Consider the following 22,433-nt stretch of genomic DNA (forward strand, 5'->3'; position numbering starts at 1 on the left):
CAGCCGAAGCTGACCGTCATTCGCGTACGTGTCGATTAACGACGCACGGCGATGGCTTCGATTTCGATCTTCACGTCTTTCGGCAGACGCGCCACTTCCACGCAGGAGCGGGCCGGGAACGGCGCGCTGTGCTCGGTGAAGAAGGCTTCGTACGCGGCGTTGACGGTGGCGAAGTCGTTCAGATCTTTCACGAACACGGTGGTTTTCACGATGTCGGCAACGATCAGGCCGGCGGCTTCGACGATCGCTTTGACGTTTTCCAGCGACTGGCGCGCCTGAGCGGCCACATCGTCGGCGACGGCGCCGGTTTTCGGATCGACCGGGATCTGGCCGGAAGTGATGATCATGCTGCCCAGATCAACGCCCTGCACGTAAGGACCAATGGCTGCCGGGGCGAGTTCAGTGCTGATATTACGTGACATGTTTTCTCCTGATAGACCCGTTGTCTTTCACGCCGCTGCGCGGTCGGCCGCAGCTTGAAATTCGGTGGGTAGCAACGTGGGTAGAGTTATTTTCAGGCACCCATTATAGGGAGTGACGCGCAGATTAACAGCGCCGCTCCCGCTAAAAGGGCAGAATTCAGTCGGCCTGCAACACCACCTGATGCTCGAACTCTTTCTCGCAGTAGCGGCACTTCAGGTGCACTTCGCCGTCGCGCGGCTTCACGCTGAAGCTCGACGCCACCGGCTCGCTGCGGCTGATGCAGTTGCTGTTCGGGCAGGTCAGCACGCCGTCGATGTGATCCGGCAGGCTGAGGGTCAGCTTGCGCACCACTTCGTAGTTGTCGATGCGGTTTACCGTGGCCTTCGGCGCGTACATCGCCAGCTGGTTGGCCTGCTGCTCGGTCAGGAAGGTGTTCTCGATCTTGATCAGATCCTTGCGGCCCAGCGCGTTGGAGGGCAGGTTCAGGCCGATGGTGATGCGCTGGTCGGTGGCGGTCAGCTTGAACAGCGTCAGCAGTTTGAAACCGATCTGCGCCGGAATGTGGTCGATCACCGTGCCGCATTTGATCGCTTCGACCTGCAGTTTGTTGTCGTGAGTCATGGCGGTTCCCCCTTAAAGAGCCAAATCTGCGTTGAGCACCAGCGCCAGCAGCGCCTGACGGGCGAAGATGCCGTTGCCCGCCTGCTGGAAGTAGTAGGCATGCGGCGTTTTATCCACGTCGGTGGCGATCTCGTCGATGCGCGGCAGCGGGTGCAGCACCTTGAGGTTGGCGCGCGCGCCGGCCAGATCCGCGGCGCGCAGGACGAACTGCGCCTTCACGTTGGCGTACTCGGAAGGATCGAGGCGCTCTTTCTGTACCCGGGTCATGTAGAGAATATCCAGTTCCGGCACCACTTCTTCAATGCTGCTGTGCAGGCTGTACTCGATGCCTTTCTCTTCCAGCATTTTCAGGATGTAGGCCGGCATCGCCAGCGCGTCCGGGGCGATGAAGTAGAAGCGGTTGCCTTCGAACTTGGCCAGCGCCTGGGTGAGCGAGTGTACGGTGCGGCCGTACTTCAGGTCGCCGACCATGGCGATGCTGAGGTTGCTCAGACGGCCCTGGGTTTCCTGGATGGTGAACAGATCCAGCAGGGTCTGGGTCGGGTGCTGGTTGGCGCCGTCGCCGGCGTTGAGCACCGGCACATTGCCGGAGAATTCAGCGGCCATGCGCGCAGCGCCTTCCTGCGGGTGGCGCATCACGATGGCGTCCACGTAGGTGCTGATCACCGAGATAGTGTCGGCCAGGGTTTCGCCTTTCTTGCCGAGCGAAGTGTTGCTGCCGTCGGCGAAACCGACTACCGAGGCGCCGAGGCGGTGCATCGAGGTCTCGAACGACAGGCGGGTACGGGTCGAGGCTTCGAAGAAGCAGCTGGCGATCACCTTGTGTTTCAACAGTTCCGGCTGCGGGTTGGCTTTCAGACCGGCGGCGGTGCGCAGCACCAGCTCCAGATCCTCGCGGCTGAGATCGTTAATAGAGATGATGTGTTTGTGATACAGCGGGTTGGCCATTTTTCACTCCTCCTCGACGCGTGCCCGTGGCGCGGGACTTTGGGATATTCTCAAGGCAAAAAAAAGCCCCTCAATGAGGGGCTTGAAACGATCGGTTTAGCAACAGGAGAAACAACGGCAGCTGGCCGCCGATAGGCAGTCGGTTTTGTCGATTGCGGCTAACAAAACAAACGTCGTTTTTCATGCTTTCTCCTGGCAAATTGTGGCGCATTATACTCGCGCTTTTCGCCACTGCAAGCGTTAAAACGCCGTTTTTTGCCGCCCCGCAATCGATTGGCCGGCGATGGCCGCCCGCCGGCTATTTGCTGACGCGATCGTAGTAGACCATGTCGGCGTTCAGCCCCTGCTGGTAGCCTTTGACGTTGTCGCGCAGCACCACTTCGGTTTTGGCCTGATCGATAAACACGTACGGCGAACTGCGCTGCAGTTCCTGCTGCATGGCGGTATACAGCGCGCGGCGCTTGGCCGGATCGGCTTCGGCCAGCGCCGCCAGCGTCTGCTGGTTCAACTGCGGGATCTGCCAGCCGTTCAGCCCGGCCACCGTGCTGCTTTTGCCGTCGTTGTAGGCGAAGGCGCTGGCGTTGGAGTGGGCGTCGAAGTAATCCGGGATCCACAGGCGGATCGCCGCCTGATGCTGCCTGGCGCGCACGCGGGAGTAAACCTGGCTGCCCGCAGCCGGCAGCAGCTCGACCTTCACGCCGGCGGCGGCGAAGCTGCCCTGCAGCGCCTGCGCGATGGTGATGAACGGCGGCTTGTTCTCTACGTCCAACGTAAAGGCGGCGTGGGTGATGCCCGCCTTGGCCAGGATGGCTTTCGCCTTGGCCGGATCGTAGCTGAACGGGTTGGTCTCCAGCGCGCCCGGCAGCCCGACCGGCAGGAAACTCTGGTGCACGAAGTATTGGCCCTTCAGCAGATCCTTCGTGATGCCCTGATAATCCACCAGGTAGCGCGCCGCTTCCCAGAAGGCCGGGTTGTTCAGCAGCGGATTGGCGCCGTTGCCGGTGTTGAACACCAGGTAGTTTTGTTCGGCGGACGGGATCTCCAGCACCTTGACGCCCGGCTGGTTTTTCAGCGTGTCGGTCTGATCGGCGCCCAGTTCGCGGGCGATATCGGCGTCGCCCTGCTGGATCAGCAGGCGGCGGGTGGCCGGATCCGGCACGTTTTTAATGATGATGTTTTTCAGCTGCGGCTTGTCGCCCGGCGTGGTGGGGTTGGCGTCCAGCACGATCGCCTGATGCGGCTGATAGACGCGCATTTTGAACGGGCCGCTGCCGGCGGAGTGCATTTTCAGCCAGGCGTTGCCGAAGTCGCCGTCTTTGACGTTGGCCAGCGCCGCCTTGCTGTCGACGATCGAGGCGATCGGCGTCGAAAGAATATTCAGCGCCACCGCCGGGCTGACGTCCGCCGTCCAGCGCAGCTGCACGGTATGTTCGTCGATCTTCTTGAGCTGCGCGTCGATGTTGTCCGGCTGCCAGCCGAGCACGTTGAGGATGAACGCCGGCGACTTGTTCATCTTGACCGCGCGGCTGTAGGAAAAGATCACGTCGTCGGCGGTCAGCGGGTTGCCGGAGGCGAACGCCGCCTGCGGCCGCAGTTTCACCGTCAGCGTTTTGGCCGCCGCATCGCTCTGCCAGCTTTCCGCCAGCACCGGCGCCACCTTGGCCGGATCGTCGCGATCCGCCTGCACCAGCCGCTGATACAGGCTGGGCACCGTCTGGATGCTGGAGAGTTCGTTGGCTTCCGCCGGATCGAGGCTGACGATGTCATCCAGCGATTGCACCACCACCAGCGTATTCGGCGGCGTGGCGGCTAACGCGGCGGCGGGCAGGGCGGCGAGCAGGAACAGCGGCAAGAGTTTGGCTTTCATCGGTGTGTATCCCCTGAAGGCGCCGCAGGGCGACGCTGAGAACGGTTTGTTATCGTTGGTTTTTACGGCGCGGGCGCCGTCGGCCTGTCACGGTAGAGCCTTTGCCGGCGGTGAGCAAAGGTCAATCCGCTATTTGATATTCCTGGAATATATTAGCCGCCCTGGCCGGGGCGCCAGGGCGGAGGGGAGGGCGGTCAGAGGGTTTCGCTCAGGGTGGCGACCAGCACCGCCTTGATGGTGTGCAGCCGGTTTTCCGCCTGATCGAACACCACGCTGTGCGCCGACTCGAACACTTCGTCGGTCACTTCCATGCCGCCGTGCAGATCGTACTGCTGCGCCATCTGCTTGCCGAGCGTGGTTTGGTCGTCGTGGAACGCCGGCAGGCAGTGCAGGAACTTCACGTTCGGGTTGCCGGTCAGCTTCAGCATCGCCATGTTGACCTGATACGGCCGCAGCAGCGCGATACGCTCCCGCCAGGTTTCTTTCGGTTCGCCCATCGACACCCACACGTCGGTGTAGAGGAAGTCGGCGTCTTGCACCCCTTCGGCGATGTCTTCGGTCAGGGTGAGTTTCGCGCCGGTTTGCTGTGCCAGCGCCTGGCACTCGGCCACCAGCTCCGGCTGCGGCCAGCAGGCCTTAGGCGCCACCAGCCGCAGATCCATGCCCGCCAGCGCGGCGGCTTCCAGCAGCGTGTTGCCCATGTTGTTGCGCGCGTCGCCGACGTACGCCAGCTTCACTTCACTCAGCGCCTTGCCCGGCAGGTGCTCCTGCACGGTGAGCAGATCCGCCAGCAGCTGGGTGGGGTGGAACTCGTCGGTCAGGCCGTTCCACACTGGCACGCCGGCGTGCTGCGCCAGGGTTTCCACCAGCGCCTGGCCGTAGCCGCGATACTGAATACCGTCGTACAGGCGGCCCAGCACCCGGGCGGTGTCTTTCATCGACTCCTTATGGCCGATCTGGCTGCCGCTCGGGCCGAGGTAAGTGACCTGCGCGCCCTGATCGAATGCGGCAACTTCGAAAGAGCATCGCGTGCGGGTCGAGTCTTTTTCGAAGATGAGCGCAATGTTTTTGCCCTGCAGCCGGCGCTGTTCCTGCCCCTGCTTCTTGGCCTGCTTCAGATCGGCCGCCAGTTTCAGCAGCGCCTGCAGCTCGGCGGGGGTGAAATCCATTAACCTCAGAAAGTGACGTTGGTAGAACGCATTGCCGGTGCTCATAGTCCGATTCCCTGATTGCTTAATTGAATTAAAATTCACTTTATATGTATGAATATTCAAATTCAACCCCGGCGAGGAAATCTTTCACGTTTATCGTGGAAGCAATGTCGGCGGTGTGTGAAAATAGAAGGAATGAAGGCCATTTGACTTGAGGATATAGGCATGGCAAACCGCGAATTGCTGGAAGAACAACGTGAAGAGACCCGCCTGATCATCGAAGAACTGCTGGAAGACGGCAGCGATCCGGACGCGCTCTACACCATCGAGCACCATCTGTCCGCCGAGAAATTTGAGGTTCTGGAGCAGGCCGCCGTTGAAGCCTTCAAGCTGGGCTACGAAGTGACCGACGCCGAAGAGCTGGAAGTGGAAGACGGTTCGATGGTGATGTGCTGCGACGTGATCAGCGAAGTCGGCCTGAACGCAGAGCTGATCGACGCTCAGGTCGAGCAGCTGGTGGCGCTGGCGGAACGCTGCGGCGTCAATTACGACGGCTGGGGCACCTACTTCGAAGATCCGAACGGTGAAGACGGTGAGGATGACGAAGACGGCGACTACATCGACGAAGACGACGACGGTAAACGCCACTAATTCCTTTCCGATCAATACCTGTGGGCCGGTTCTCGCCGGCCCCTGATATCCCCGTCGTCTTTCAAGCTGCAGCGTTGTTGGCTGCACTCCCTCACCCCAGTCACTTACCTAAGTAAGCTCCTGGGGATGAGTGAGCTGGCCGCCTAGCTGCAACTTGAAATACATAGGGCAATTAAGCCGATGACATACCAATCCCTGTTAGCCCCGATTTTAAGCTTCCTGCACTGTGAAACTCCTGACGCCTGGATCGACGCCGCGCGCCGTCCGGAAAACCTGCAGCTGTTGCTGACCGACCACCTGGTGTGCGAACTGAAAGCCGCGCAGACCGGCATGTGGCTGATCCGCCGCTACGTGGCGGACAAAGAGAGCGGCGACGCGCTGTTGGCGCTGCTGCGGCCCTACGAGGCGTTTCTGCACGAAGCGCAGGGCGCACCGGACACGCTGTTTCGCCAGGGCCAGTTCACCCGCAAGATCCTGCCGAAAAACGGCTCGGCCTACGGCCAGGATCTGGCGGATCGCATGGTGCTGTTGATCAAGGAAGAGTTGCATCACTTCTCGCAGGTGCTGGAGATCATGCAGGCGCGTGGGATCCCGTATCGCAAGATCACCGCCAGCCGTTACGCCAAGGGCATGATCCGCGAGATCCGCACTCACGATCCGGCGACGCTGATCGACAAACTGATCTGCGGCGCCTACATCGAAGCGCGATCCTGCGAACGCTTCGCCAAACTGGCGCCGCACCTGGACGACGAGCTGAACCGCTTTTACGTCTCGCTGCTGCGCTCCGAAGCGCGCCACTATCAGGACTACCTGACGCTGGCCGAACAGATCGCCGGCGGCGACATCAGCGAACGGGTGGCGCATTTCGGCCGCCTCGAAGCTGAGCTGATCCTGTCGCCGGACAGCGAGCTGCGCTTCCACAGCGGCGTGCCCGCCGCCGCCTGACGTTGAGGCGCGCCCTTACTGCGGCGCGCCCAGCAACAGGTCCACTGCCTTTTCCGCCAGCATGATGGTCGGCGCATTGGTGTTGCCGCTGGTGAGCTGCGGCATCACCGAGCAGTCGATCACCCGCAGCCGTTCAAAACCGTGCACCCGCAGCTGCGGATCGGTCACCGCGTCCTGCGGCGACGGCCCCATGCGGCAGCTGCCCACCGGGTGATACACCGTCTTGCAGAAGTTGCGCACGAACTCTTCCAGCTGCGCTTCGTCGCGCGTCCATTCCGGCTGCGGCATCAGCAGATCTTTGATCAGCGGCTTCAGCGCCGCGGTTTGCAGGAAATCCAGGCCGAACTTCACCGCGCGCACGCTGCCGGCCAGATCGTCCGGGTGGCCGAGGTAGTTGGCGTGTAGCTTGACCGGATCGCGCGGGTTGCTGCTGCGCAGCTGCACTTCGCCGCGCGCCTTCGGCTGCAGGTAGCCGACCTTTAGCGTGAAGCCGTGAATGTTCGGCAGCGGCTCGCCGGGCACGTCGTCCCAGCTGTCCAGCAGCGGCAGGAAGTGGATCTGCACGTCCGGCCGGCCGTCGCCCTGGCTGTCGGTGAAGGCGGCGCCTTCCAGCACGTTGGACGAGAGCACGCCGCTGCGAAACGCCAGCCACTGCGCGCCGTGGCTCAGCGCCTGCAGGCCGCGATCGGCGCCGAACAGGCTGATCGGCTCGCGGGTGCTGACGTTGATCGACATGTGCAGGTGGTCGTGGAAGTTTTTACCCACCGGCAGATCCGCCCGCACCTCGATGCCCAGCTGTTGCAGGTGGTCGCGCGGGCCGATGCCGGAGAGCATCAGCAGCTTCGGCGAACCGACCGCGCCGGCGCTGACGATCACCTCTTTGGTGGCGCGCGCGGTCACTTCCGCGCCGCCGTTCTGGCTGTAGACCACGCCGGTGGCGACGTTGCCCTCGAAGGTCAGCCGGTGCGCCAGCGCGTTCAGTTTCACCACCAGCCGCCGTTCGTCGCGCACCGCCTTCAGGTAGGTGCGGGCGGTGCTGGCGCGTTCGCCGTTGTGGGTGGTGGTTTGGTAGAAACCGACGCCGTGCTGGCTGTCGCCGTTGAAGTCGTTGCGGTAGGGCAGGTTCAGCTCCTGGCCGGCGCGGATAAACGCCATGCTGAGCGGGTGGCGGTAGCGGTTTTCGCTGACCGGCAGCAGCCCGTCGGCGCCGTGGTAGTCGTCCGACAGGCTTTCGTTGGCCTCGGCGCGTTTGAAATAGGGCAGCACCTCCCGGTAGCTCCAGCCGGCGCAGCCATAGCGCTCGGCCCAGTCGTCGTAGTCCTGCGGCTGGCCGCGCAGGTAGATCATGCCGTTGACCGAACTGCTGCCGCCCAGCACCTTGCCCTGCGCGATCTGCATGCGGCGGTTGTTGGCGTGCGGTTCCGGCTCCGTCTCGTAGGGCCAGCTCTTTTTGGCGATGATCTTGGCCACGCCGGCCGGCATCTTGATGAACAGGTTATTGTCGTCGCCGCCGGCTTCCAGCAACAGCACCCGCGCCTGGGTGCGGCGGATCAGCTGCGCCGCCAGCACGCAGCCGGCGGAACCGGCGCCGACGATGATGTAATCAAAGGTATTTTCCGACATGACAGCTCTCCGTGCGCGATTGGGATACTGGCAGAGTAACGCGGGGGAAAAAGCGGTCAATTTGCGATCGTTAATTTATTAACGAACTTCACATTAAATTTACATCGTGGTTTTTAACGTCAGTTTATCTGCTTGAAATACGGCGTTATAGCGAGTTTTACTGATTGATTGCGATATTAATAAAAAAGGCGCAGCAAGCTGCGCCCTGATGGGAAGGCGGGGGCGATTACAGCGTTTTCAGCATGGTGACTTCGCAATCGACGTGGCCGGTAGCGCCCATCGCGTGGTCGATGTGTTCGAAGCCCAGATGTTCGTACAGCGCAACGGCCTGCGTCAGACTGGCGGTGGTCTCGAGGTAACAACAGCGGAAGCCGTGCCGGCGGGCGAAATCCAGCGCCTGCAGCGCCAGGCGTTTCGCCAATCCCTTGCCGCGCAACACCGGCAGGAAATACATCTTCTGCAATTCGCATATATCGTCTGCGCCGCCCTGCAGCGGCGCGATGCCGCCGCCGCCGGCGACCTGGCCGTCTACCTCGATCACCCAGTAAGCGCTGCGCGGCAGGCTGTAGAGCTGATACAGGGCGTCCAGATTGGGATCGGAGACGGTATAGCCTTTATCCGCCGTCAGGCCGTGCTCGGCGGAGACTTCGCGAATGACGTGAGCAATGGCGGGATTGTCTTCCGCCGTGATGGGGCGCACCAGCAGGCGCGCCGGGGTTGCTGTTGTCATGTTTATACTCGCCATTGAAAGAGACCACGTTCGTTTTTCGTTTTTATCGCAGCACGAAACGCGCCGGGGATGATTTCCCGGCGGCGTCCCTGCAGCAGTAATATCTTGTAATAACACCTAACCCGGCCCGGATGCAACGGCGATAAAAAAACAGCGGGGAAGACCCCGCTGTTTTTCAGGCGTTGGCGTGAGCCGGTGGATTACAGCGCGGCGATGGTCGCCTGCTGTTCCTGCAGCTTCACTTTGCCTTCTTTGCAGGCCGCCAGACGATCGCGTTCTTTGGCGACCACCGCTTCCGGCGCGCGTGCCACGAAGCCTTCGTTCGCCAGCTTGCCTTCGATCGCGGCGATTTCCGCATCCAGTTTGCCCATCTCTTTCGCCAGACGCGCGATCTCGGCGTCTTTGTCGATGAAACCGGCCATCGGGATCAGCAGCTCGGCGCCGTCCACCAGCTTGGTGACGGAGACCGGGCCTTTCTCACCGGCCGGCAGCAGCGCGATGGATTCCAGGCGCGCCAGACGGGCGATAAAGCTTTGGTTCTCCTGCACGCGGCGCTGGGCGTCGGCGCTGCAGTTGCGCAGCAGCACGTCGAGCGCTTTGCTTGGCGCGATGTTCATCTCGGCGCGGATGTTGCGCACGGCGATGATGGTTTGCTTGATCCACTCCAGATCGTTCAGCGCCTGCTCGTCTTCCAGCGCGGCGTCGTAGGCCGGGAACGGCTGCAGCATGATGGTGTCTGCGGTCGTGCCGGTCAGCGGCTTCACGCGCTGCCAGATGGTTTCGGTGATGAACGGAATGATCGGGTGCGCCAGGCGCAGCAGCGCTTCCAGCACGGTGATCAGCGTGTGGCGGGTGCCGCGCTGTTCCGCTTCGCTGCCGTTGCTCACCACCGGCTTGGTCAACTCCAGATACCAGTCGCAGAACTGGTTCCAGGTGAATTCGTACAGGATGTTGGCCGCCAGATCGAAGCGGTAGGTGTCCAGCGCTTCGCGGTAGGCTTTCACCGTGCGGTTGAATTCGGCCAGGATCCAGCGATCCGCCAGCGATAGCACTTTCTCGCCGCCGTTGAAGCCGCAGTCGTGCGCTTCGGTGTTCATCAGCACGAAGCGGCTGGCGTTCCACAGCTTGTTACAGAAGTTGCGGTAGCCTTCCAGGCGCTTCATGTCCCAGTTGATGTCGCGGCCGGTCGAGGCCAGCGCCGCCAGGGTGAAGCGCAGGGCGTCGGTGCCGTGCGGCTCGATGCCGTTCGGGAACTGCTTCTCGGTGCGCTTGCGGATTTTCTCCGCCAGCTGCGGCTGCATCATGTTACCGGTGCGTTTTTCCAGCAGATCTTCCAGCGAGATGCCGTCGACCATGTCCAGCGGATCGATCACGTTGCCTTTGGACTTGGACATCTTCTGGCCTTCGTCGTCGCGGATAAGACCGGTCATGTAGACGGTCTTGAACGGCACCTGCGGCTTGCCGTTTTCATCCTTGATGAAGTGCATGGTCAGCATGATCATGCGCGCGATCCAGAAAAAGATGATGTCGAAGCCGCTGACCATCACGCTGGTCGGGTGGAAGGTTTTCAGCGCCTCGGTCTGCTCCGGCCAGCCCAGGGTAGAGAAGGTCCACAGGCCGGACGAGAACCAGGTGTCCAGCACGTCTTCGTCCTGGGTCAGCACCACGTCGGCGCCCAGGTTGTTCTCGCTGCGCACTTCTTCTTCGCTGCGGCCCACGTAGACTTTGCCGTTCACGTCATACCAGGCCGGGATGCGGTGGCCCCACCACAGCTGACGCGAGATGCACCAGTCCTGAATGTCGCGCATCCAGCTGAAGTACATGTTTTCGTACTGCTTCGGCACGAACTGGATTTCGCCCTGTTCGACCGCTTCCACCGCCACTTTGGCCAGCGGCGCGGTGCGCACGTACCATTGGTCGGTCAGCATCGGCTCGATCACCACGCCGCCGCGGTCGCCGTAAGGCACCGTCAGGTCGTGCGGTTTGATATCAAACAGCAGGCCTAACTGATCGAAGGCGGCAACCACCGCTTTACGCGCCGCGAAGCGCTCCAGGCCACGGAACTCGGCCGGGATCTCGTTGCAGTAGTCGGTGCAGACTTCGCCCAGGGTGTTGAACACTTCCGCTTCCTGGCGGATGTCGCCGTCGAAGGTCAGAATGTTGATCATCGGCAGGCCGTGGCGTTTGCCGACTTCGTAGTCGTTGAAATCGTGCGCCGGGGTGATCTTCACGCAGCCGGTGCCTTTTTCCATATCGGCGTGTTCGTCGCCGACGATGCGGATGCGGCGGCCGACCAGCGGCAGAATGATCTCTTTGCCGATCAGGTCTTTATAGCGCGGATCTTCCGGGTTGACCGCCACGCCGGTATCGCCCAGCACGGTTTCCGGACGGGTGGTGGCGACCACCAGGTAGTCTTTGCCCTCGGCGGTTTTCGCGCCGTCGGCCAGCGGGTAGCGCAGGTGCCACATGGAACCTTTGGATTCGCGGTTTTCCACTTCCAGATCGGAGATGGCGGTGCGCAGCTTCGGATCCCAGTTCACCAGGCGCTTGCCGCGGTAGATCAGGTCTTCTTTGTGCAGACGGACAAACACTTCGCGCACCGCGTTCGACAGGCCTTCGTCCATGGTGAAGCGCTCGCGCTCCCAGTCCACGGAGTTACCCAGACGGCGCATCTGGCGGGTGATGGTGCCGCCGGACTCCGCCTTCCACTGCCAGATTTTGTCGATAAACGCGTCACGGCCGTAGTCGTGGCGGGTTTTGCCTTCTTCCGCGGCGATCTTGCGCTCCACCACCATCTGGGTGGCGATGCCGGCGTGGTCGGTGCCCGCCTGCCACAGGGTGTTTTTACCCTGCATGCGCTGATAGCGAATCATGGTGTCCATGATGGTCTGCTGGAACGCGTGGCCCATGTGCAGGCTGCCGGTGACGTTCGGCGGCGGGATCATGATGCAGAAGCTTTCCTGGCTGGTGTCGCCGTTCGGCTTGAAGTAACCCTGATTCTCCCAGTGATCGTACAGCTTCTGTTCGATCTGCTTTGGGTCGTATGCGGTGTCGAGCTGACTGTTTGTCTTTTCCATTCTTTATCGTATTCAGTGAGTTGGCGGCGTAGCCGTGGTCAAATGGAAGCCGACGCTGCGATAGGCCTTGTAACGGTCGCGCGCCAACTGTTTCAGAGTGTCTTCGTAAGGAACGAAGTCTACCACTTCATGGAAAGCGGTAGCAAAATCGGCAAACTGCGGCAGCAGGGCGATCAGCAGATCGCGCGGGGCGTTGCCGCGCTTGCCGGGCCAGCACAGTTCCACCGGCGCGCCGTAGTGCGGCCCTTCGCCGGCCAGGTTGTGCGGCACGAATTCATGCGGCTCGCGCTGCCACAGCGCTTCGTCCAGCCGCTGGGCCTGCTCCTGGCTCTCGCAGGCGATCAGCACCCGCTTGCCGGAACGGAAGCCGTTGGCGGCAACGGCGCAGGCCACGGCCTCATGGGCGCTGAGCGCACCAGACGGTTCCGCGTTGTCGAGCAAATAAAACGTCGCCTGTTTCATTAAGGATCCACCGCTGCCGATAAAAAAATGTAGGGGCACAGCATGCTGTGCCCCTTGGGATTATACCTGAATTACCGCTCAGATTTAATCGTCGCCGTTCAGGCCCGCGCGGTTGAGCAAGAACTGCGACAGCAGCGCCACCGGGCGGCCGGTCGCGCCCTTGGCTTTACCGGAGCGCCAGGCGGTGCCGGCGATATCCAGGTGCGCCCAGGTGTACTTGCGGGTGAAGCGCGACAGGAAGCAGGCGGCGGTGATGGCGCCGCCAGGGCGGCCACCGATGTTCGCCATGTCGGCGAAGTTGGAGTCCAGCTGCTCGTAGTACTCGTCGGCCATCGGCAGGCGCCAGGCGCGGTCGCCGGCCTGCTCGGAAGCGCCCAGCAGCTCGTGCGCCAGCGGGTTGTGGTTCGACATCAGGCCGGTGATGTGGTGGCCCAAGGCGATCACGCAGGCGCCGGTCAGGGTGGCGATGTCGATCACCAGCTCCGGCTCGAAGCGCTCGACGTAGGTCAGGGTGTCGCACAGCACCAGACGGCCTTCGGCGTCGGTGTTCAGCACCTCGACGGTCTGGCCGGACATGGTGGTCAGCACGTCGCCCGGACGGTAAGCCCGGCCGCCCGGCATGTTTTCACAGCCGGCCAGCACGCCGATCACGTTCAGCGGCAGGTTCAACTCCGCCACCACGCGCATCACGCCGTACACGGTCGCTGCGCCGCACATGTCGTATTTCATCTCGTCCATGCCGTCGGCCGGTTTGATCGAGATGCCGCCGGAGTCGAAGGTCAGCCCTTTGCCTACCAGCACGATCGGCTTAGCGTCCGGATTTGGGTTGCCCTTATATTCCATCACCGACATTAACGACTCGTTTTGCGAACCGGCGCCGACCGCCAGATAGGCGTTCATGCCCAGCTCTTTCATCTGCTGTTCGCCGATGACGCGGGTGGTGATGTGGGTGCTGAAGGCGTCCGCCAGCTGGCGGGCCTGCGAGGCCAGGTAGCCGGCGTTACAGATGTTCGGCGGCATGTTGCCGAGATCTTTGGCCGCCTTGATGCCGGAAGCCACCGCCAGGCCGTGCTGAATAGCGCGCTCGCCGCTGGTGAGCTCACGGCGGGTCGGCACGTTGAACACCATTTTGCGCAGCGGACGACGCGGCTCCACCTTGTTGCTTTTCAGCTGATCGAAGGTGTAGAGCGTCTCTTTGGCGGTTTCCACCGCCTGACGCACTTTCCAATAGGTATTGCGGCCTTTCACGTGCAGCTCGGTCAGGAAGCAGACCGCTTCCATCGAGCCGGTGTCGTTGAGGGTATTGATGGTTTTCTGGATCACCTGCTTGTATTGGCGCTCATCGAGCTCGCGCTCTTTGCCGCAGCCGATCAGCAGGATGCGCTCGGAGAGAATGTTGGGCACATGGTGCAGTAGCAGCGTCTGCCCGACCTTGCCTTCCAGTTCGCCACGGCGCAGCAATGCGCTGATATAACCATCACTGATTTTGTCGAGTTGTTCTGCGATAGGGGACAGGCGGCGCGGTTCGAAAACGCCGACTACAATACAGGCACTGCGCTGTTTTTCCGGGCTACCGCTTTTTACACTGAACTCCATGCACTCTCCTGAATCTTAAAGACAAAGGCGGACGCTACGGCTAGAATAACCGACTCCGTAACGATCTCCCGCCATTTGAGTTAACGGATTATGTTAACCTGAACGGCGTAAATTGCTCTGTTTTGGCGACTATAAGCAAGTTCCTATAGGACACCCAAACGGCTTGATGTTGTAATACTATTTTAGCTGTGAAGGTTGCCATATGATGAGAATAAATGGCGGATTAGCGATGAAATTATCGATTTTCCTGCAAAAAGACAAGTTTTCACAGGCGTAATAAGCGTGATCATCATAAGATATCTGGTACGGGAAACGCTCAAGAGCCAAATCGCCATCCTGTTCATCCTGCTTCTGATCTTCTTTTGTCAGAACCTGGTCAGGGTGTTGGGCGATGCGGTGGACGGCAATATCCCGACAAACTTAGTCCTCTCCCTGCTGGCGCTGGGCGTGCCGAAAATGGCGCAGCTCATCCTGCCTTTGAGCCTGTTTCTCGGCTTGCTGATGACGCTTGGGCGGTTGTATACCGAGAGCGAAATCACCGTTATGCACGCCTGCGGGCTGGGCAAACGCACCCTGATTATCGCCGCCATGATCCTGGCGCTGTTCACCTCTGCGGTCGCGGCGGTGAACGTGTTTTGGGCCGGCCCCTGGGCTTCGCGCTATCAGGACGTGGTGGTGAACGAAGCCAAGGCCAACCCGAGCATCGCCGGGCTGGCGGAAGGGCAGTTCAAACCCTCGCAGGACGGCAACGCGGTGCTGTTTATCGGCAACGTGAAGGGCAGCACCTTCAACGACGTGTTCCTGGCGCAACTGCGGCCGAACGGCAACCAACGCCCGTCGGTGGTGGTGGCCGAGCACGGCAACATCGTGCAGCAGAAAGACGGCTCGCAGGTGGTGACGCTCGACAAGGGCACCCGCTTTGAAGGCACCGCGCTGCTGCGCGACTTCCGCATTACCGACTTCAACGACTACAAGGCGGTGATTGGCCACCGTACCGTGGCGGCGGACAACACCGAATCCGAACAGATGTCGATGCAGACGCTGTGGGAGTCCGACGATCCGGACGCGCGCGCCGAGTTCCACTGGCGCCTGACGCTGGTGGTGTCGGTGGCGCTGATGGCGCTGCTGGTGGTGCCGCTCAGCGTGGTGAACCCGCGCCAGGGCCGCGTGCTGAGCATGCTGCCGGCCATCCTGCTGTATCTGATCTTCTTCCTGCTGCAGACCTCGCTGCGCTCCAACGCCGGCAAGGGCAAGCTGGATCCGATGCTGTGGCTGTGGCTGGTTAACGGCGTTTACTTCGCGATCGCGCTGGCACTGAACCTGTGGGATACCGTGCCGATGCGCAAGCTGCGCGCACGCCTGAGAGGAGCGGCCTGATGTTTGGCGTATTAGACCGGTATATCGGTAAAACGATTTTCAACACCATCATCATGACGCTGTTCATGCTGGTGTCGCTGTCCGGCATCATCAAGTTCGTCGATCAGCTGCGCAAGGTCGGCCAGGGCGAATACACCGCGTTGAGCGCCGGCATGTACACCTTGCTGAGCGTGCCGAAAGACATCGAGATCTTCTTCCCGATGGCGGCGCTGCTCGGTGCGCTGCTCGGCCTGGGCCAGCTGGCGACGCGCAGCGAACTGGTGGTGATGCAGGCTTCCGGCTTCACCCGCCTGCAGATCGCCGGCTCGGTGATGAAAACCGCCATTCCGCTGGTGCTGTTGACCATGGCGATCGGCGAGTGGGTGGCGCCGCAGGGCGAGCAGATGGCGCGCAACTACCGCGCCCAGCAGATGTACGGCGGCTCGCTGCTCTCCACCAAGAGCGGGCTGTGGGCGAAGGACGGCAACGACTTCATCTACATCGAGCGCGTCTCCGGCGATAAAGAACTCTCCGGCGTGAACATCTACCACTTCAACGATCAGCGTCGCCTGGAGACGGTGCGCTATGCCGCCACCGCCAGCTTCGAGAACGGAGTGTGGCAGCTTTCGCAGGTGGATACCTCGGATCTGACCGACCCGAAACAGGTGACCGGCACCCAGACGCTGACCGGCGAATGGAAAACCAACCTGACCCCGGACAAGCTGGGCGTGGTGGCGCTGGATCCGGATTCGCTCTCCATCAGCGGGCTGCACAACTACGTGAAGTACCTGAAGCAGAGCGGCCAGGAGGCCAGCCGTTACCAGCTCAACATGTGGAGCAAAATCTTCTCGCCGCTGTCGGTGGCGGTGATGATGCTGATGGCGCTGTCGTTCATCTTCGGCCCGCTGCGCAGCGTGCCGATGGGCATCCGCGTGGTGACCGGCATCAGCTTCGGCTTCCTGTTCTACGTGCTGGATCAGATCTTCGGCCCGCTGAGCCTGGTGTACAGCATGCCGCCGGTGTTGGGCGCGCTGCTGCCGAGCATGCTGTTCCTGCTGATCAGCGTGTATATGCTGCTCAAACGCAAGTAGCGGGGCGATCGGTAGTGAAGAAAGGCGTGGCCGCGGGGCCGCGCCTTTTTTGTTGGTGGGGGTTAGCTGACGCTCAGCAGCGCGATGCCGGCATCCTGATAGGCCTGCGCGTCTTCCGGCAGGCGATCCAACACCAGGGTGTCGATCTGGGCAGGGGAGGCGAACTGCGCCAGCGAGGTGTTGCTCAGCTTGGAGTGATCACACACCACGATCACCTGATTGGCATGCTCCACCATCGCGCGCTTGGTTTCGGCCAGCATGATGTCGGCCACGCAGGCGCCCTGTTTCAGCGATAGCGCGTTGGCGCCCATAAACGCCTTGTCGATGTTCAGCGTATCCAGCAGCGAACGGCCGTTGATGGCGACCGCGCAGTGATAACCCTTTTTGACGATGCCGCCCAGCAGGATGATCTGGATCGATTCGACGTCTTCCAGACTCTTGGCGATCATGAAATCGTTGGTGACTACGGTCAGGTTGCGGCGCTGGCGCAGATGGCGGGCGATCTGCAGGGTGGTGGTGCCGGTGTCCAATACGATGATGTCGCCGTCTTCCACCAGGCCGGCGGCCAGTTGACCGATTTGCTCCTTGGCGCTGAGGTTCACCTCTTCACGCTGATCGGAACCGACCTCGAAGCTGGCGCGGGTGCGCAGAATGGCGCCGCCGTGGGTGCGCGTCAGCATGCCGGCGTCTTCCAGAATGCGCAGATCGGTGCGGATGGTGGCGCCGGAGACGTTAAAGCGCGAGCTCATTTCCCCCACGGAGAGCTTGCGCTTCTCCTTGAGAATGGCGAGGAGTTTTTCCTGGCGCTCTTCTGCGAACATGCTCACTCATTCACTCCTGACAGGCACAATGGACGTGCGGCTAATATACCCCGCGCATCGGCGGCAGGCAAAGCGCTTGCCGGCCGCCGCTAGCAATATTCCAGCGGGCATTATCCGTGCGAGATGCGAAGGTTACGGCGCACCGATCCTTTTTGGTATAGTCAGTTCAGCGGTAGGTTGGGCAGGGGAGCACGCAGCCAATGGAAGACGAATACAATCTCAGCAATATCATCGGCAAGCGACTGGAGGCAGCGTTGGGAGAGTTGGGCGATCTCCTGTGGGCGTATGTGGTGTTATCCAAAAAAGACATTGCCTGCATCTTTGGCGTCACCAACTACCCGAGTGAATGGGTAAAAAAGTATCAAGAGCAGGGGTTGCAGTATATTGATCCGGTGGTGCTTACCGCCCGCAACCGCCTGACCCCGTTCGCCTGGGACGAGCAAATCATGGCTGACGCAGGGCTGCACTTTCCCGAGTTGTTCGAACAGGCCCGCGAGTTTGGCGTAACGCACGGCTATACCTTCGTGCTGCACGATTACAGCGACAATCTCGTCACGCTTTCCTTTGCCTTCAACGTTGAGCAGAGAGCGGAAGCCATCCAGGCGCTCACCGATCGTAAAGGTGAAATCTCGGTATTGCTGGCCTCAATCCATGAGTCGTATCTGGCACTATCCCCACTTTCAGAAAAAAACGCCGTAGCCCTGGAGAGAAATGCCCGCTTTACCGACAGGGAAAACGAGATCCTTTATTGGGCCAGCGTGGGTAAAACCTACCAGGAAACGGCGATGATCCTGGGCATAAAAACCGGCACCATCAAGTTTCATATGTCCAACGTCGTCAAAAAGTTGGGGGTAACGAATGCCCGACATGCCGTGCGCCTGGGGATGGAGCTTCGGTTGATTAAACCGGTGGAGTGACAGGCTCGCTAGCCCGCGGCTAGCGTACCCGTGGGATACGGAGGCACGGCTGCGCATAAATCATCAGCCGGGATACGTCTGAAGGGAGAAAATATCGGCTGGCGAACAGCGTTTTTCGATTCAAGAAATGATGGGCGTCAATCGGTATTGATTTGGTCGCGTGTCGGTTCACGTTGAGGACGTAATATAGAGTACCTGCCCCGATCTCTGCGATATGAAATAATCACCTGCATGAACTGATAAAGGTCTAGTAAGGGACTGTACTTTAGTCTAACTGGTTTCACACCCTTCAAGGCGATAGACTTCCCCATGTAATGTTTTAATAAAAAATACAAAAAAAACCTGACCGCGTAGGGTCAGGTTGCCAATATTGGCCAACACCAGGGAAAATTTTCTTACATCATCTTAAAGCTATTAACTCCGCAGAGGCAAGTGTTCTCTGCTGGTTTTTAAGCGTTAAACCACCATTTTGTTACGTGTGTATGCTATTTTTATGGTGATTTAAGATAAAACTCATCTAATGGAATTACTCTTTCGCCTTTGCGAACGCTATTACGATTTTTTATTTCCCGCCTGATTTTCACCAATGAAAAAATAGTGTTCTAGGAATGTTAAGCAAACTCATTCTTTATTGGCTGACACATGGATATGCAATTATTTGCAGTGTTGCCATTGCGGTTGGGGATTATTTGGCGCAGCCTGGTAGGGCGCTTGAGGGAATGTGGGCGATGGCCGATAAGGCGCATGGCTATGGCGGTAAAGGCTCGTGCGCTGACAAAAAATCGAATGAGGCCCGATGGCTTATCACAGCCATCGGGCCTTGTGCTATGTGGGAAGAAACATTACAGCGGCTGGCTGAACTCCACCCGCTCGCCGTCCGGCCCGGCGATCATCAGATAACGCACGCCGTTGGCACCGCTGGGCTGCAGCGTCGGCCCTTCAATCACCGGATACCCCAGCTCCGCCAGCCAACGCTGCGTGGCCGCCAGATCGATGACCCGCAAAGCGATATGGTCGATACCATAGGCGCTAGGGGGGCGAGTCAGCCCTTCGTCAGGTAACTGGTATAACTCCAGCGTTAGCTCACCCAACTGCAAAAACTGTACGGCGACGGAGCCGCCGAGCGCCAGCGTTTGCCGGGGTTCGAAACCGAGCGAGCGATAGAAGCCGGCGGCTCGTTCGATATTCGCGCAGCGCAAACCGACGTGCATCAACCCGTTAATCCGGTGTGCCATATCAAATCCCCTTGCGCGCGCAGTAGAAGCCATAGAAGGCGACGTAGGCGAAACAGACCAGCGGTACTGCAAAGGCGATCTGCATATCGCCGCCGTTGAGATCGGAGATGATGCCCATGAGTAACGGCACCACCGCGCCGCCGATGATCGACATCACCACGATCGAACCGGCCACCTGAGTTTCTTCGCCCAGCCCTTTTATCGTCAGGCCAAAGTTGGTTGGCCAGCACAGCGCCATGCAGAAGTTGACGCCCATGATCGCCACCACCGCCAGCAGGCTTTGAATGTTGACGGCCAGCAGCAACAGCAGCACGCATACCGAACAGAACACGCCGAGCAACCGCGCCGGGCTGAACTTTTTCATCAGCGCGGTGGTGACTACCTTGCCGGCCGAGTAACAGACCAGCGTGGCCAGCAGCCAGTAGGTGGCCGAATGCTCGGTTGCCCCCTGTTCAATCATTTGCACAAAACGAATGGTGAAACTCCACAGCCCTACCTGCGCGCCGACATACAGGAACTGCGACAGTACCCCCAATCGGAAGCGCGGCAGCGCCAGCAGGATCTTCAGCGATTGCATCAGCGGCTTGCCCGCTCCCTGGTGCGAGCGTTGGGTTTTGCAGGCGGGGAATTTCACCGCCACGAAGATCAGCGCCAACACGATCAGTACGCTGCCGATGATCAGATAAGGCGTGACCACCTGCGACACCATCTGGGTGCGCGCCGCTTCGGCCACAGCCGGTGGCATTTGCAGCAGCTCGGCGTGGCTGGGATCGTTTTTGCCGAACACCAGCTGCTGGCCGATCAAGACGCCAAAAATGATCCCCAGCGAGTTGAAGATCTGCGAGAAGTTGATGCGCTGGGTGGAGGTTTCCAGCGGCCCCAGCAGGCTGGAGTAGGTATTGGCGGAGGTTTCCAAGAACGACAGCCCGGTAGCGATCACCCCCAGGCAGGCCAGGAAAGCGCCATAGGTCATGATCTGCGCCGCAGGAATAAACAGGAAACAGCCGAGTGCGTACAGGCACAGGCCGATCACGATCGCCACCTTGTACGAGTAGCGTTTGATCACCGCTGCGGCGGGCAGCGCCATTACGAAGTAACCGAGGAAGAAGATCGACTGCACCAGCGCGGTCTGGGTATCCGACAGATCGAACCCCTTCTTGAACTGGGCGATCAGAATATCGTTCAGGTTGCCGGCCATGCCCCACAGGGCGAACAGGCAGCAGACCAGCATCAGCTGTAGCCAGGGCGTGGCGGGCAGATAGGCGCTGCGGTCGATACTTTCGGCCGCGGCGTGCTGCGCGATGTCGCCCTTGTTAATCAGAGAGTCGCTCATTGCGGTGTTCCTTCATCCGGAGAAAAAGAGAACGAGCTAATAACGTCAAGCTGTTCGTAGAGGGGCTGCGCCTGGCGGTAGAGCTGTTCGAACAGCTCGAAGCAGCGCAGGTAGTGTTCGTGCTGGCGCGGATCGGGGGTAAATTCGCGCTCGATGCTGACGGTGCGGCTCACCCCCTGGGCGAAACTGCTGAACAGCCCGACGCCGACCCCGGCGACGATCGCGCAGCCGGTGGTGCCGTTCTCCTGATTGCGCGTCTGCAGCAGCGGCAGGTTATAGACCGAGGCTTTGATCTGCAGCCACAGCGGGCTGCGTGCGCCGCCGCCGGAGGCGATCATGGCCTCCGGCTCCTGTGCGTGGCGCCTGAGCTGCTGCAGATTACGCAGGGAGGCCAGCGCTACGCCTTCCAGTACCGCGCGGTAGAGATGCGGCTGCCTATGCTTGCGCTGCAGGCCGAAGAACTGCGCGCGCGAGTTGGTGTGTTCCGCCAGCCGCTCGCCGGTCAGGTAGGGCAGGAACAGCAGCCCTTCGGCGCCCGGCGGCACCTCGGCCGCCATATCGAGCATCTGTTGATGGCTGAGTTGGCCGGCGTTCAGCGCCGAACGCGCCCAGCGCATGGCGTCGCCACCGGCATCGAGCAGGGTAAAACCGCCCCAGGCCGAGTTGGCCAGGTGCAGGTTGTTGACGCCGGCGGAGAGCAGCGGGTGTTCCGAGACCACGGTGAGCAGCGTCGAGGTGCCGGTGCTGTCGGAAGCGATGCCGGCCTGATAGACGCCTGAGCCGAGCAGGGTAGCGGCCATATCCGCCGTGCCCGCTACCACCGGCACCCCCGGCGGCAGACCGGTCACGCGTGCCGCTGCGGGCGTAATGTGGCCAATCACCTCGCTGGAGAGATGGATGGCGGGCAGCTGATCGGCGCGCAGCCCGAACTGCCGCAGCGCCTCTGGCGACCACTGCAGCGTGGCGCTGTCCATCAGGTAATAGCAGGAGGCTTCGCTGTAGTCGGTGGCGCGTACGCCGCAGAGCCGGAAATTGACGTAATCCTTCGGCATCAACACCGTAGCGATGCGCTCCCACTGCGATGGGTGATGCTCGCGCAGCCAGGCCAACTTGAACGCCGGCCAGGCGGCGGTGGGGGGATTGTTCAACAGTTCAAGCCAGGGCTGCGGCGGCTGTTGGTGGCTAAAGCGCGCCACCTGCGGCTGCGCGCGTTTGTCGTTCCACAGCATGGCGCGATCGACGACCAGCTCGCCGTCGGCATCGAGCAAGACCGTGCCGTGCATCTGCCCGCAGGCGCCGACGGCGGCGATACGCGGCCAGTATTCGGCGTAGCGCGCGTACAGCTCCTGCGTACATTGGCAGACACTCTGCCACCACAGTGAAGGCGGTTGTTCCGACCAACCGGCCTGCGGCGTGATCTGCTCGTACTCGCGCTGCGCGAAGCCAAGGATTTCCCCGGTGTTGGTGACCAGCCCGGCGCGGGTGCTGCCGGTGCCGATATCAAGGGTAAGAAGTAAATCTTTCATTGTTATCACTCCCGTGGCGGATGGCGCGGGCCACCCGCAGAAGCGTGCGCTGGGATCGCG

19 protein-coding genes are annotated in these 22,433 nt (G+C 60.9%); 5 read left to right on the top strand and 14 right to left on the bottom strand.

Annotated elements, in window-relative coordinates:
* Positions 1–35: 35 nt before the first annotated feature.
* From ridA to argF, 5 genes are all read right to left on the bottom strand, one after another.
* Entirely contained in the window at positions 36–422 is a 387-nt protein-coding gene (gene ridA / locus ACJ8HN_RS14540) for a 2-iminobutanoate/2-iminopropanoate deaminase (RefSeq protein ID WP_004933379.1), read from the bottom strand.
* A 157-nt stretch (positions 423–579) separates the two neighbouring features.
* The gene (gene pyrI, locus ACJ8HN_RS14545) at positions 580–1,044 is read right to left on the bottom strand and encodes an aspartate carbamoyltransferase regulatory subunit (protein ID WP_033636863.1); all 465 of its coding nucleotides are present in this window, start codon (positions 1,042–1,044) and stop codon (positions 580–582) included.
* A 12-nt stretch (positions 1,045–1,056) separates the two neighbouring features.
* Positions 1,057–1,992 (bottom strand): aspartate carbamoyltransferase, encoded by a 936-nt coding sequence (pyrB, locus tag ACJ8HN_RS14550; RefSeq protein ID WP_033636864.1) that lies wholly within the window; start codon positions 1,990–1,992, stop codon positions 1,057–1,059.
* A 298-nt stretch (positions 1,993–2,290) separates the two neighbouring features.
* Entirely contained in the window at positions 2,291–3,859 is a 1,569-nt protein-coding gene (locus tag ACJ8HN_RS14555) for an ABC transporter substrate-binding protein (protein ID WP_060427295.1), read from the bottom strand.
* 194 nt (positions 3,860–4,053) lie between these two features.
* On the bottom strand, positions 4,054–5,073 hold the full coding sequence (gene argF / locus ACJ8HN_RS14560) for an ornithine carbamoyltransferase (protein ID WP_041037657.1): 1,020 nt from the start codon (positions 5,071–5,073) through the stop codon (positions 4,054–4,056).
* 162 nt (positions 5,074–5,235) lie between these two features.
* Between argF and rraB the strand changes: the two genes are divergently transcribed.
* Together rraB and miaE are read left to right on the top strand one after the other, a co-directional pair.
* Positions 5,236–5,661, top strand: a complete 426-nt coding sequence (gene rraB, locus ACJ8HN_RS14565) for a ribonuclease E inhibitor RraB (protein WP_025305115.1) — start codon at positions 5,236–5,238, stop codon at positions 5,659–5,661.
* Positions 5,662–5,841: 180 nt separating this feature from the next.
* On the top strand, positions 5,842–6,606 hold the full coding sequence (miaE, locus tag ACJ8HN_RS14570) for a tRNA isopentenyl-2-thiomethyl-A-37 hydroxylase MiaE (RefSeq protein WP_015376459.1): 765 nt from the start codon (positions 5,842–5,844) through the stop codon (positions 6,604–6,606).
* A 15-nt stretch (positions 6,607–6,621) separates the two neighbouring features.
* Here miaE and ACJ8HN_RS14575 read toward each other — a convergent pair whose 3' ends face one another.
* The 5 genes from ACJ8HN_RS14575 to pepA form a co-directional block, all read right to left on the bottom strand.
* The gene (locus tag ACJ8HN_RS14575) at positions 6,622–8,229 is read right to left on the bottom strand and encodes a GMC family oxidoreductase (RefSeq protein WP_016929278.1); all 1,608 of its coding nucleotides are present in this window, start codon (positions 8,227–8,229) and stop codon (positions 6,622–6,624) included.
* A gap of 226 nt (positions 8,230–8,455) precedes the next feature.
* Positions 8,456–8,959 carry a GNAT family N-acetyltransferase gene (locus tag ACJ8HN_RS14580; RefSeq protein WP_042783576.1) on the bottom strand — a complete coding sequence of 168 codons (504 nt, stop codon included), beginning with the start codon at positions 8,957–8,959 and terminating at the stop codon, positions 8,456–8,458.
* Between the two features lie 200 nt (positions 8,960–9,159).
* Positions 9,160–12,036 (bottom strand): valine--tRNA ligase, encoded by a 2,877-nt coding sequence (locus ACJ8HN_RS14585; protein ID WP_442523619.1) that lies wholly within the window; start codon positions 12,034–12,036, stop codon positions 9,160–9,162.
* A gap of 12 nt (positions 12,037–12,048) precedes the next feature.
* The gene (locus tag ACJ8HN_RS14590) at positions 12,049–12,498 is read right to left on the bottom strand and encodes a DNA polymerase III subunit chi (RefSeq protein WP_033631663.1); all 450 of its coding nucleotides are present in this window, start codon (positions 12,496–12,498) and stop codon (positions 12,049–12,051) included.
* Positions 12,499–12,582: 84 nt separating this feature from the next.
* Positions 12,583–14,094, bottom strand: a complete 1,512-nt coding sequence (gene pepA, locus ACJ8HN_RS14595) for a leucyl aminopeptidase (protein WP_033636874.1) — start codon at positions 14,092–14,094, stop codon at positions 12,583–12,585.
* A gap of 282 nt (positions 14,095–14,376) precedes the next feature.
* On the opposite strand from pepA, the gene lptF reads away from it, so the two are divergent.
* Together lptF and lptG are read left to right on the top strand one after the other, a co-directional pair.
* Positions 14,377–15,471 (top strand): LPS export ABC transporter permease LptF, encoded by a 1,095-nt coding sequence (gene lptF / locus ACJ8HN_RS14600; protein ID WP_033652791.1) that lies wholly within the window; start codon positions 14,377–14,379, stop codon positions 15,469–15,471.
* Positions 15,471–16,541, top strand: coding sequence for an LPS export ABC transporter permease LptG (lptG, locus tag ACJ8HN_RS14605; protein WP_033636876.1), 1,071 nt, complete (start codon positions 15,471–15,473; stop codon positions 16,539–16,541). Before lptF ends, lptG begins: the two co-directional genes overlap by 1 nt.
* A 62-nt stretch (positions 16,542–16,603) precedes the next feature.
* On the opposite strand, the gene ACJ8HN_RS14610 is transcribed toward lptG, so the two are convergent.
* Positions 16,604–17,362, bottom strand: coding sequence for a DeoR/GlpR family DNA-binding transcription regulator (locus tag ACJ8HN_RS14610; RefSeq protein WP_033636877.1), 759 nt, complete (start codon positions 17,360–17,362; stop codon positions 16,604–16,606).
* A gap of 200 nt (positions 17,363–17,562) precedes the next feature.
* On the opposite strand from ACJ8HN_RS14610, the gene ACJ8HN_RS14615 reads away from it, so the two are divergent.
* Complete coding sequence (locus ACJ8HN_RS14615) at positions 17,563–18,279, top strand: helix-turn-helix transcriptional regulator (RefSeq protein WP_060423008.1); 717 nt, start codon at positions 17,563–17,565, stop codon at positions 18,277–18,279.
* An 842-nt stretch (positions 18,280–19,121) separates the two neighbouring features.
* Here the strand turns inward: ACJ8HN_RS14615 and ACJ8HN_RS14620 are convergent.
* Genes ACJ8HN_RS14620 through ACJ8HN_RS14630 form a run of 3 tightly spaced genes read right to left on the bottom strand, consistent with a single transcriptional unit; the run spans position 19,122 to position 22,373 of the window.
* Positions 19,122–19,514 carry a VOC family protein gene (locus ACJ8HN_RS14620; RefSeq protein WP_442523620.1) on the bottom strand — a complete coding sequence of 131 codons (393 nt, stop codon included), beginning with the start codon at positions 19,512–19,514 and terminating at the stop codon, positions 19,122–19,124.
* Position 19,515: 1 nt separating this feature from the next.
* Complete coding sequence (gene fucP / locus ACJ8HN_RS14625) at positions 19,516–20,847, bottom strand: L-fucose:H+ symporter permease (RefSeq protein ID WP_033648624.1); 1,332 nt, start codon at positions 20,845–20,847, stop codon at positions 19,516–19,518.
* Entirely contained in the window at positions 20,844–22,373 is a 1,530-nt protein-coding gene (locus tag ACJ8HN_RS14630; protein WP_442523621.1) for a xylulokinase, read from the bottom strand. The genes fucP and ACJ8HN_RS14630 overlap by 4 nt, the downstream gene beginning before the upstream one ends.
* Positions 22,374–22,433 lie beyond the last annotated feature (60 nt).

The organism is Serratia sp. CY29653, assembly GCF_052169255.1.
Classification (GTDB): Bacteria; Pseudomonadota; Gammaproteobacteria; order Enterobacterales; family Enterobacteriaceae; genus Serratia; species Serratia sarumanii.